Raw genomic sequence first — 10,423 nt, 5'->3', positions numbered from 1 at the left:
GTTATAGACCACATTTAAGTTTAAATATGAACACCCCGAATCAGACGTATGAGCAAACTAAAACCGAGCTAATTGCTTAACTCGGTTTGAAGTGGAATACTGTCAATCTATTTCAGGACAAGACAAAGTTCAATCACTTCATCCCAAAAATCAGCTTTAACCCAAGCACTGTCATCACTGCCCCTGCTGCCCGATCAAAACCCGCTTTAAACTTCAAATAGACTTTACGTGGTTTTTCTGCTGACAAAGCCACAGCGACCAATGAGCACCACCCTGCATCGATAAAGAAACACAAAACTGGCAGTACAAAGTAAAAATACGTTGGAATCTCTTTCGGTAAAAGTGCCGTAAAAATACTGGCTAACACAATTGCAATTTTCGGATTCGACAACTGGGTAATTAAACCAGTGGTAAATGCACGACGGAGTGACATTTCCGAACTGCTCGCATCGCCTGCTTCGATGGGTTCTTTGGCATGTTTTATAATTTTAAATGCCATCCAAAGCAGATATAAACCACCACAAATTTTTAAAGCCAAATAAGCAGAAGGTACAGCCAATAAAAATGCCTGCAAACCCAATACCGCTAATAGCCCAAATATTGCAGCGCCTAAACCTGTACCAAGCGCGGTAAATAAACCGTGTTTACGTGAAATCGCAATGGAATTCTTCGCCACATAAATTGACGTTGGCCCCGGGCTCATTGCACCAAGTAATAGTGCTGCCGCAATCGAGCCTAATATCCAAAATGATTCCACTGTCACACCGTTTTCACTTAAATTCGTGGCAATTTTACAGATAGAATCTCTGAATTTCTCCCTATAATTTGCAGTGTTTATTTTAATTGACCAAATTTTTCACTATAAATAACTTGAATACCGCATTAATCCATCGCATGATCGCTAAAAGTACAAATTAATATCAAGACAATGAAATTAGCCGAAGCCCTACTTTTACGCAGTGACTTACAAACTAAATTGGCCTCGCTGCAACAACGAATCAATAACAACGTGCTCATTCAAGAAGGTGATGCACCCAGCGAAGAACCAAATGCTTTAATTCAAGAAGCATTTGCTGTAAATACAGAACTTTATGGCTTAATTGAAAAGATTCACGCCACCAACGCACAGGCTAAAACCAGTTCAGGACGCTGCATGCTTTCGGTCCTCAATGAACGTGATTTATTGACCCAACAGCATCGTATCTTGCAACAAGCGATTGACAGCTCACGCCGTGAAAATGGTCGTTATAGCTCAAGTGAAATCCGTTGGATTAAAACCATTGCAGTGGCAGATTTACAGAAACAAGCCGATAGCATTAGTCAGCAACTTAGACAAAATAACTTAGAAATTCAGGCATCCAATTGGCAAATAGACCTAATAGATTGACCTGATTTAATCAATTGAACCGCGGTTCATTCCAGTTCGGGCATACTGGGCGAGTACAGAGCCTTTTTAAATGTTTGTAAGGCTTTAATCCAACAAACTAAACTGCAGAAGTAAGACGTCTACTTCAAAATGTTCACACATGTGACGTAGCACACTGCATCTGTGACTCTTTACATGTCACGTCTCACTACCGTGTACTGACAGTATGTCCACCCTATTTTTGACGGATCTATCTGCTAGTCGTCATCCGCAGCGGCTTCATTGAGTGCAACATCCTCACGGGGTAATTTATAGTCATGGTCATTTACAGGGACACCACCAATGATCATGGTGCGATGTTCGTTTTGAGGACGATGCAATTCGTCAGTCGTATCACAACCCACCATCCAAAAACTGCACAGGCACAGCATAGGCAGCACAGCCCGACTTAATTTGCTCATTGGATGCCCTCCATTTTTATAATTATCTTGCTTATAAATTCAGCATAGCATTTTTGTGCAGATATTCACCTTATTTATCTGCCGATTTAGGATCAATTGTCAGGAATTATGTCTCGGCGGTCTTTCCAATGCGGATGCAGATTGATGCCGATAGAAAAATATTTTCTTTTTAAAATAAATAATTTATTCATTTTCTTATAACCACATAGAAGACAAGTTACAAAACTGCTATCGAATACGATTTTACTTCGGACACTTTTGTCCGTTTAATAGCTAGATAAATTTAGAATGATGATGTCAAAGAATAATGTCCACACGTCAACAACTCGCTGCGCAAAACCGAGAAGTGCTTTTAGAAGCTGCGATTGAGGTATTCCGTATTCACGGGATCAATGCGCCTTTACAACTCATCATCAATCAGGCTCAAGTTGGACGTGCGACGTTTTATCGTAATTTTAATGACCGTCGTGAGTTGGTACTCGCCTTAATGCAAGCTGCCTTGAACCGACTTGAACAGCGTGCGCTTAATTATGCACAGTTCGATGATGGATTTATTCGCCTCATTCAAGACCATATTTATAATATTCCCTATCTCACGGCTTTAATGGAATATTGGCGTGTGATCGATCGGGATGATCCTGCCATGGTTGAAATATACCAACGACGTGATGCCATTTTGCAACCGATGATTGATCAGGCCATTCAAAATGGTCGCTGCCGAGCAGACTTTAAACCGGCAGACTATGCCATGGTCACTTCCATTTTACGTGCAGCTTTGCAAGGCCATACCGAGGCAGATCAGGAAAAACTCGCCAAACGTGCCGTGGAATTTTTACTACATGGTATTTGCGGGTAACACGTCATGTCCAAATCACCGCGTTTATTGGAACCTGCTCCGGATTGGACACCCGAAGAAAAACCGACTTTGCCCGGCTCTCCGGCTGCCATTGCACATCCCACCTATAAGCGTTTTTTATACTTCTTTATCGGTTTATTTGTTGCGATCTCGGGGAGTTTAAGTAATGGATTTATCACGGCAAATTTACCCCTTCTACAAGGTGAATATGGATTAACGCCTTCAGAAGCGGCATGGATCCCTGCGGCATTTGTTATGGCCAATGTCAGCTCTAACCTGATCTTATTTAAAGCCCGCCAACAATATGGACTTAGGCTATTTTCAGAAATTGGCTTGGTATTATTTATCGCGGTGATGGTGCTGCATTTATTTGTCCATACCTATGAAATGGCAATTTTTGCACGGGTGATCAGTGGCTTACTTGCAGCTCCACTCAGTTCGCTTGGGATGTATTACATCATGCAAGCCTTTAAACGTGCTCATTTTGGTCGTGGGCTTTATCTAGCTTTAGGCTTTCAGCAGTTGGGGATACCGCTGGCATGGATCATGTCGCCCTATCTGGTCGATGTAAATGATTGGTCTATTTTTTACACCTTTGAATTAGGTCTAGCCTTATGTTGTTTGGCGATGGTGGTCTCTCTAAAACTGCCACGCAGTCTACGTATCGAAGTGTTTGAAAAGCAAGATTTATTCACCTTTGCATTATTGGCACCCGGCTTTGCGTTGCTATGTATCGTGTTGACTCAAGGCCCGATTCTTTGGTGGTTTGAAGCTGAATGGTTGGCCTATTTACTCATCGCCGCTTTGATTCTTTTAGTTGTTGGTCTGACCTATGAACATTTTCGGGTCAACCCCCTTATTGTCACACGCTGGCTCGGAACATCGTCTACCGTGAGTTTTATTATTGGTGCCTTTGCCATTCGCTTTCTCATGTCTGAACAAAGCTATGCGGCAGTGAATTTTTTGAAAACCATGGGCATGGGACCCGACCAATTCGTTTCTTTTTATACCGTCGTGCTGATTGGGATTGTCTTAGGCACAGTGTTTAGTGCCCTGACCTTTTCCAAAGAAAAAATTGTGCTTCATCTGCTCGGTGCAGCAGGTCTCGTGCTCTTTGCCTGTGCACTGGATTACCACCTGACCAGTGATGTACGACCGCATGATTTTTATTGGAGTCAGTTTTTGGTGGGCTTTGCTAGTGGCATGTTTATTGGCCCACTTTTGCTTACAGGCATTGTCAGTGCTTTGCAAAAAGGCCCATCGCACATGGTGACGTTTATCGTGCTGTTTTCTGCGACACAGACCTTTGGGGGACTGGTCGGATCATCGTTCTTTTCGACCTATCAGCAAATGCGTACTCAAACCTATCAGGCACAGATTTATAATGATTTATCGAAAACCTCCCCTATAGTCGAACAGCGCCTACAACAATTGGCGCAAAGTGCGCATCAATATTCTTTAGACCCCAATTTAGACCAACAACAAGCCATACGTAGCCTTAATCAAACCATCACTCGAGAAGCCCAAGTTCGAGCCTATAACGATGTGATTTTTTTAAATGGCATATTCGCCGTTTTATTGTTGCTTTGGGGTTTATTGCTGATGGGCAAAAATAAATATCAATTACGCCAACAGCAACGCACGGATAGTAGTTAAAATTTTCCCGACTTACACAACATAAGCAACCGCCAAATGACCTAATCGATATTGAGAACAACATGACCGAAGACCATAAACCCACTGAGCAAGCAGCACCGCAGCAACCACAAACAGCAACCGCTATGCCTGCGCCATCGAGTAAGCTTATTTCTACGCCGCAGCGTACCTTGATTTTTATGTTGATCATCCTCTTGTTGGGAATTGCGCTGATCTTATGGGCGTGGCGGATTGGTCCATTTCATAACAGTATCGAGTCGACTGAAAATAGCTATGTCAAAGGCAAAACCACGGTGCTTTCATCACAAATTAATGGTTATGTGAAAGATGTTTTGGTGACGGATTTTGATCATGTGAAAAAAAGTCAAGTGCTTATGCATATCGATGCAACGACCTATGATCAAAAAGTCACACAGGCTGAATCTGGGGTGGAACAAGCACAGAACTCGCTTGCCAATCAAAGCCAGGCCATTGAACAACGCAGAGCAGATATTACGGCAGCCGAAGCGAAAGTGGACCAATCACGTGCGGCCTATGAATTAGCTCTTGCACAAATGACGCGCTACCAACAACTCGGCAATACTGGCGCTGCATCGAAATCAGAACAAGATAAAGCGATTGCAGACGCTAAAAATAGTTTGGCCCAACTTCATCAAGCAGAAGCCAATTTACTAGTTGCCAAAGAATCATTCAAAACTGCACAAGTTGCAGCGACAGGGCTTAAAGCGCAAGTGAATAGTGCCAAAGCACAATTTGATCAGGCTGTGACCACTAAAGACTACAGCACGATTGTGGCACCTATGGATGGTCAACTTGGCGAAGTCAGCCCACGGATTGGTCAATATGTTGCGGCAGGCTCTCAACTGATGTATTTAATTCCACAGCAGCGCTGGGTGACTGCCAACTTTAAAGAAACGCAAATTGCAGATATGCATATTGGTCAAAAAGCGTGGTTCAGCGTCGATGGCATGAAACATCAAAAATTTTACGGCAAAGTTGAGCAAATCTCCCCTGCGGCTGGTTCTGAATTTAGTGTATTGAAACCTGACAATGCCACAGGAAATTTCACCAAAGTCGTGCAACGCATTGCCGTAAAAATTGCGATTGATCCTAATCAACAAGGTTTAGAAAACTTAAGACCCGGTATGTCTGTCGTCACCTCCGTTGATGTTGCTAGTTAGCAGATATCGACAGTGAAGTGCTATAAGCAGAGTTGAACTGAACAAGATGTCATGGGTTTCATCTTCTGCAGCTCCCGTTTTACAATGCCTACCTATTTGAACTCTAACCACCAAGATAACGATCACCAACATGTTTGAATCTATCGCCCACGCCATTCCTGAGCAGACTATTCAATATCAAGGGGTTGATTTGTGTATTAAGCGTTTGGACTTGGTACACCCACAAATATCAGGCAATAAATTTTATAAACTCAAATATAATTTTATTGAGGCGCAGAAATTAGGCTTTAAACAGGTGCTTAGCTTTGGTGGTGCTTATTCAAATCACATTGCAGCCACTGCATTTGCTGCACATTTATTTGGATTCGGTAGTCTAGGCATCATCCGTGGGGAAGAATTACAACATCAAGCCCGAAATCCTACTTTAGCCACCGCCGAACGGTTTGGTATGCAGCTCAGTTTTGTCTCACGCCAAAAGTATCGTGAACAGAAACAAGCTGACGCTTTAGCGCAATTACGACAGCAATATCCCGAACATTATGTCATTCCTGAAGGTGGAACCAATGCGTTGGCTATCCGTGGCTGTACGGAAATCTTAAATCACGAAAATCAACAAAATTTTGATCTCATCTGCTGTGCAGTCGGTACAGGTGGAACCATAACGGGCTTGATTGAAGCCAGTGCTGAACATCAACATGTTCTAGGTTTTTCAGCGCTCAAAGGCAATTTTCTTTGCGACGATGTTGCTCAGTTGACACAGAAAACCAATTGGAGCATCAGTGATGAATTTTGCTGTGGTGGCTATGCCAAAACAACGCTGGAACTTTTAGAGTTTATGCAGGACTTTGAACAACGCTATGCGATCCCATTAGAACAGGTTTATACGGCTAAAATGCTGCGAGGTATTTTCGGCATGATTGAGCGGGGTCAGATTACAAACCATCAGCGTGTTTTAGTGATCCATACTGGTGGCCTACAAGGTCGCTTGAAAGGTTCAACCGAAGCGCTAAAAAGCGTATAATCCTGCGTCCTTTCTTCCATGCGGAAACTTACCATGTCGCAAAATCAATATGATGTCCTTGTTTTAGGTGCTGGTGCATCAGGCTTAATGACGGCATATAAAGCGGCGCAGCGTGGACGCAAAGTTTTGGTGGTTGAAAAAGCTAATAAAGTTGGCAAAAAAATCCTAATGTCTGGCGGCGGTAAATGCAATTTCACCAATTTGTATGTCGAACCAGAAAATTATATTTCACATAATCCGCACTTTGTTATTTCGGCATTAACTCGCTATACCAACTGGGACTTCATTGGTATGGTCTGCGAATATGGCATTGAGTACGAAGAGCGCAAACATGGGCAGTTATTTACCCAAAATGGTGCAAAAGAAATTCTCGCCATGCTATTGGCAGAATGTGACAAAACAGGCTTGGTGGATATTAAAACCAACTGTGAAGTAAAAGCAGTCAATGCCTTGCCAGAACAAGGCTTTCAAGTGGCAACCAATCTAGGCTATTTTGAAGCAGAATCGGTGGTTATTGCCACTGGTGGTCTTTCTATTCCTACTTTAGGTGGTTCAGGAATTGGCTATGAGATTGCCAAACAATTTGGTCATTCTGTCTACCCCACTCGCGCTGGCTTAGTACCCTTCACTTTCTCCGATAGTTTTAAAGAAGTCACCACACGCTTGAGCGGCAATGCTGTTGAAGCCACGTTATCGAATGAGTTAAACAGTTTTACTGAGGCTCTACTCTTTACTCACCGTGGTTTAAGTGGCCCAAGCTCATTGCAGCTTTCAAACTACTGGGATGTCGGCCAACGCTTTAATATCAATTTCCTTCCAGCTTTAGATGTTTTAGATTTCCTCAAATCTAAGAAATCTAGTCAACCCAAAGTGTTACTGCGTACACTGTTCAATGAACACTTACCGAAAAGTGTAGTTATAGAATTACAAAATCTGATTTGGCCTGAACAAGCTGAATTAGCCATTGGCAATATTAGTGATGAAAAACTAGAACTTATTGCAAGCCGTTTAGAAAGCTTTGAAGTGAAGCCATCAGGCACTGAAGGTTACCGTACTGCTGAAGTTACACTCGGTGGTGTGGATACCACTGAAGTCTCATCAAAAACCATGGAAAGTAAAAAACAGAAAGGCTTGTACTTTATTGGCGAAGTGCTCGATGTAACGGGTCATTTAGGTGGATACAATTTCCAATGGGCATGGGCTTCTGCACATGCAGCTTCTGAATACGTCTGATCTCGACATAGAATTAATTAAATATAACCTGCAGAAGATCTCTGCATAAAAAAAGGGCTGATTCATTCAGCCCTTTTTCTTGCCCGATCTGACTTATTCAAGATAGTCGGTTTTAAATAATGATACTGACGACGACGAAGTTCGTTGAATTGTCATATCCATTTTTTCAACGGCAACTGAAATATGTTGTGGTTGCACGCTTGCGGTTTGTTTGAGTGTCGATACTAAAGTATTGAGCATTGAAATTACCCCCATTTTGCCATTCCTTTGCACGGATCATAAGTGTCATTCATGACAGCAATATGAATCCTAAGTTTTTATATTTTAAGTAATATTCTATATATCACTATTACTTAAAATATCAATTTTCGAGTAAATTTCAATCATTATTTTTGGACTGATTGGTATAATTTTTTCACTTTTTTGGCGGTGATTGTTCTGCCTGCTCCAAATTAGTGCGTTTTGGTTTTGCAAAAATAAAGCGTCGTGCGCTTGCCAAAAAACCCACCGTGATCCCTGCAATAATCACTGGGGCTAAAAATTTATTCGGTGCTTTTGCCATACAATATTCCTTATAAAGCATTAAAATCGACCACTTAAGCGTGGCCGATTTTTTTAAAGACAGAATAGTTTAATTTGGATCATCTGGTTTTGGCGGGGTTAAAGGTGCCGAATTTTCAGCCTCGCCTGTCGATCCAAATGGATTATTTTGTGGTTGATCACTTGGGTTTACATCCAACTGATCTGGCGTGGCCGTTTCTTTTTCACTGACACCGGGAGCAGCCTGTTGAATGTTTGGATAGCCATCATCGGTTTTCACTTCAGAAGTCATCACAGATGTTGATGGCGTTGGACTCGCTACAGACGATGTAGGCGTATTAAAGGTGGTTTTTGCCTTCGCCTGTTCCTGTACTGGATTCGGTTCGTTGGCTTCACGTTTCGCTTTATCGATAAGATCTGATAACAATCGTTCCGCCGGATTGCGACCACCTAAACCAAAGGCCAAAGCGAAAGCAACTGCAACCGCACCTAGAGTTAAACCAAAGGCCAAATTCACGATCGAGTCGGCAATACCCATGGCACGCAAGCCCATGGCTACAACCAAGCCCATAATCAGCACACGGACCAAATTACCTAACCAACGTGAACTGTTATATTCCCCTCGTTGCACCACATTTGCCACAATATTGGCAAGCCAGAAACCCACCACCAAGATTACAGCACCAAGTAAAATACTTGCACCGAACTGGATAAACATAGCAATAAGGGCACTGATTTGCTCAAAGCCTAAACGGTTAGCAGCTTCAGATACCGCAAACAACATTGTGAAAAATACAATGAGGCAACCGACAACATCCGACACTTTGGTTTTGCCCAAAAAGCGTTGAATGTCTAATTTTTCTGGTACAGCATCGACACCAGTACTCGAGATCACATCCACAACTAGACGCGCTACAAAGCGTGACACCACATAGGCCAAGATTAAGATTAAACCTGCGGCAATGATGTTCGGTATCGCATACATGATCTCATGTAACATGGCTGTTGCAGGCTGAGAAATCGCCTCGATGCCAAGTGCTTCGAAAGCCACAATTAATGCCGTGATGATGACTATAGCAAAGACGAAATTACCCAAAACTTGAGCAAGTTTTGCGTTTTTAAACATGCCCACTTTTTCGACTTGCTGCTGCAGGCTTAAACTGTTCACCAAGCCTTCCACGATGCCTCGCACAATCTTCGCCAAAATATAACCCACAAAGACGATAACACCTGCAATAAAGATATTGGGAAGATAAGAAACAACTTCAGTGACCATATTTTGGATTGGGAACAAGAGACCATTCAAACCCAAGATCGATAAAACAATCGGTAGGAAAAGTAACAAAATCAGCCAATATACAATTTCACTGATATTTTGACTGATAGGGCTGACACCAACCTCAGAACTAAGTTTTTCATCGAGTTGGGTTTTATCAAGCAGTTTCTTTGAACCGACTTTGACCAAACTCGCCACGATCCAACCAATAAAACCTACAGCTACCGCAGCCAAGAGCTGTGGAATAAATAACAAGAACTGCTGAATCATATTACTGAATGGGCCACTGACACTGGTCAAATTCAGCACATTGAGCGCACCAATGACGGCAATGATCAAAATAATCCAGAACACTACTCTGGAGACTATATTTTCAACATTGGAACGGTGCCCAGTTGCATTTGAAAGTTTTTGATTTGTACCTAATTGTTGCAGAACTTTTTTGACGCCAGCAGCAATCAATAAAGCAATGACCCAACCAATCAGGAGAATTGCTACTGCACTTAAAATGGGGTGAAACTGTTCCCAATAATACATGGCATCAAAACGGCCACGCGGACCACCCAGATAATCATTCATACGTTCGCCCTCATTGTTATACATGATCTGTTGTTATGTGCATTTTTACGTATGCCGCGATATCACACAGCATTGGTGCTTTAAACTTGAGCTTTCTTTTCCACCTTAGTTTTTGCGTATTTTTTAATCAACCAAAGTATGCATAACTCCAACAAAAGCTCACAATTGAATGTAAAAAAGCCTTGGCATAACCAAGGCTTTATTTGTGTCATTCTGATGAGATACTTAAGGTTCAGATCTTGCAATCATGTAAA

General features: G+C 42.3%; 11 protein-coding genes. 6 read left to right on the top strand and 5 right to left on the bottom strand.

The window, feature by feature from the left end; all coding sequences use genetic code 11:
• Positions 1-133: 133 nt before the first annotated feature.
• A complete protein-coding gene (locus tag FTU17_RS11760; protein ID WP_180007513.1) occupies positions 134-757 on the bottom strand; it encodes a LysE family translocator in 624 nt (207 codons plus the stop codon).
• Positions 758-928: 171 nt separating this feature from the next.
• Between FTU17_RS11760 and FTU17_RS11755 the strand changes: the two genes are divergently transcribed.
• Positions 929-1,387, top strand: a complete 459-nt coding sequence (locus FTU17_RS11755; protein ID WP_168378581.1) for a DIP1984 family protein — start codon at positions 929-931, stop codon at positions 1,385-1,387.
• A 236-nt stretch (positions 1,388-1,623) separates the two neighbouring features.
• On the opposite strand, the gene FTU17_RS11750 is transcribed toward FTU17_RS11755, so the two are convergent.
• Positions 1,624-1,827, bottom strand: a complete 204-nt coding sequence (locus tag FTU17_RS11750; protein WP_078191077.1) for an NF038215 family lipoprotein — start codon at positions 1,825-1,827, stop codon at positions 1,624-1,626.
• A 307-nt stretch (positions 1,828-2,134) separates the two neighbouring features.
• On the opposite strand from FTU17_RS11750, the gene FTU17_RS11745 reads away from it, so the two are divergent.
• From FTU17_RS11745 to FTU17_RS11725, 5 genes are all read left to right on the top strand, one after another.
• Positions 2,135-2,683, top strand: a complete 549-nt coding sequence (locus FTU17_RS11745; protein ID WP_180007512.1) for a TetR/AcrR family transcriptional regulator — start codon at positions 2,135-2,137, stop codon at positions 2,681-2,683.
• A gap of 6 nt (positions 2,684-2,689) precedes the next feature.
• Positions 2,690-4,339, top strand: coding sequence for an MFS transporter (locus FTU17_RS11740; protein ID WP_180064940.1), 1,650 nt, complete (start codon positions 2,690-2,692; stop codon positions 4,337-4,339).
• A gap of 62 nt (positions 4,340-4,401) precedes the next feature.
• A complete protein-coding gene (locus FTU17_RS11735) occupies positions 4,402-5,520 on the top strand; it encodes an HlyD family secretion protein (RefSeq protein WP_180135566.1) in 1,119 nt (372 codons plus the stop codon).
• Positions 5,521-5,650: 130 nt separating this feature from the next.
• A complete protein-coding gene (locus FTU17_RS11730; RefSeq protein ID WP_180135564.1) occupies positions 5,651-6,541 on the top strand; it encodes a 1-aminocyclopropane-1-carboxylate deaminase/D-cysteine desulfhydrase in 891 nt (296 codons plus the stop codon).
• Positions 6,542-6,574: 33 nt separating this feature from the next.
• Positions 6,575-7,774 carry an NAD(P)/FAD-dependent oxidoreductase gene (locus FTU17_RS11725; RefSeq protein ID WP_180059307.1) on the top strand — a complete coding sequence of 400 codons (1,200 nt, stop codon included), beginning with the start codon at positions 6,575-6,577 and terminating at the stop codon, positions 7,772-7,774.
• A gap of 93 nt (positions 7,775-7,867) precedes the next feature.
• Here the strand turns inward: FTU17_RS11725 and FTU17_RS11720 are convergent, their stop codons facing one another.
• The 3 genes from FTU17_RS11720 to FTU17_RS11710 form a co-directional block, all read right to left on the bottom strand.
• Positions 7,868-8,029: a hypothetical protein gene (locus FTU17_RS11720; protein WP_180059308.1), complete on the bottom strand. Its 162-nt coding sequence runs from the start codon at positions 8,027-8,029 to the stop codon at positions 7,868-7,870.
• Positions 8,030-8,189: 160 nt separating this feature from the next.
• Entirely contained in the window at positions 8,190-8,336 is a 147-nt protein-coding gene (locus FTU17_RS11715) for a hypothetical protein (protein WP_180059309.1), read from the bottom strand.
• 69 nt (positions 8,337-8,405) lie between these two features.
• The gene (locus FTU17_RS11710) at positions 8,406-10,169 is read right to left on the bottom strand and encodes a mechanosensitive ion channel (protein WP_180135562.1); all 1,764 of its coding nucleotides are present in this window, start codon (positions 10,167-10,169) and stop codon (positions 8,406-8,408) included.
• Between the last annotated feature and the right edge of the window lie 254 nt (positions 10,170-10,423).

The sequence above is a fragment of the Acinetobacter sp. YH12070 genome, assembly GCF_013419625.1.
In the GTDB taxonomy this organism is placed as follows: domain Bacteria; phylum Pseudomonadota; class Gammaproteobacteria; order Pseudomonadales; family Moraxellaceae; genus Acinetobacter; species Acinetobacter amyesii.
Note: the sequence above shows the minus strand (reverse complement) of the source record. Positions and strands in the feature narration are given on the sequence as shown.

Bases quoted from the DNA above. Each gene is read 5' to 3' on its own strand.
- FTU17_RS11755 (WP_168378581.1), top strand. From the start codon at position 929: ATGAAATTAGCCGAAGCCCTACTTTTACGCAGTGACTTACAAACTAAA.
- FTU17_RS11750 (WP_078191077.1), bottom strand. From the start codon at position 1,827: ATGAGCAAATTAAGTCGGGCTGTGCTGCCTATGCTGTGCCTGTGCAGT.
- FTU17_RS11745 (WP_180007512.1), top strand. From the start codon at position 2,135: ATGTCCACACGTCAACAACTCGCTGCGCAAAACCGAGAAGTGCTTTTA.
- FTU17_RS11740 (WP_180064940.1), top strand. From the start codon at position 2,690: ATGTCCAAATCACCGCGTTTATTGGAACCTGCTCCGGATTGGACACCC.
- FTU17_RS11735 (WP_180135566.1), top strand. From the start codon at position 4,402: ATGACCGAAGACCATAAACCCACTGAGCAAGCAGCACCGCAGCAACCA.
- FTU17_RS11730 (WP_180135564.1), top strand. From the start codon at position 5,651: ATGTTTGAATCTATCGCCCACGCCATTCCTGAGCAGACTATTCAATAT.
- FTU17_RS11725 (WP_180059307.1), top strand. From the start codon at position 6,575: ATGTCGCAAAATCAATATGATGTCCTTGTTTTAGGTGCTGGTGCATCA.
- FTU17_RS11720 (WP_180059308.1), bottom strand. From the start codon at position 8,029: ATGGGGGTAATTTCAATGCTCAATACTTTAGTATCGACACTCAAACAA.
- FTU17_RS11715 (WP_180059309.1), bottom strand. From the start codon at position 8,336: ATGGCAAAAGCACCGAATAAATTTTTAGCCCCAGTGATTATTGCAGGG.
- FTU17_RS11710 (WP_180135562.1), bottom strand. From the start codon at position 10,169: ATGAATGATTATCTGGGTGGTCCGCGTGGCCGTTTTGATGCCATGTAT.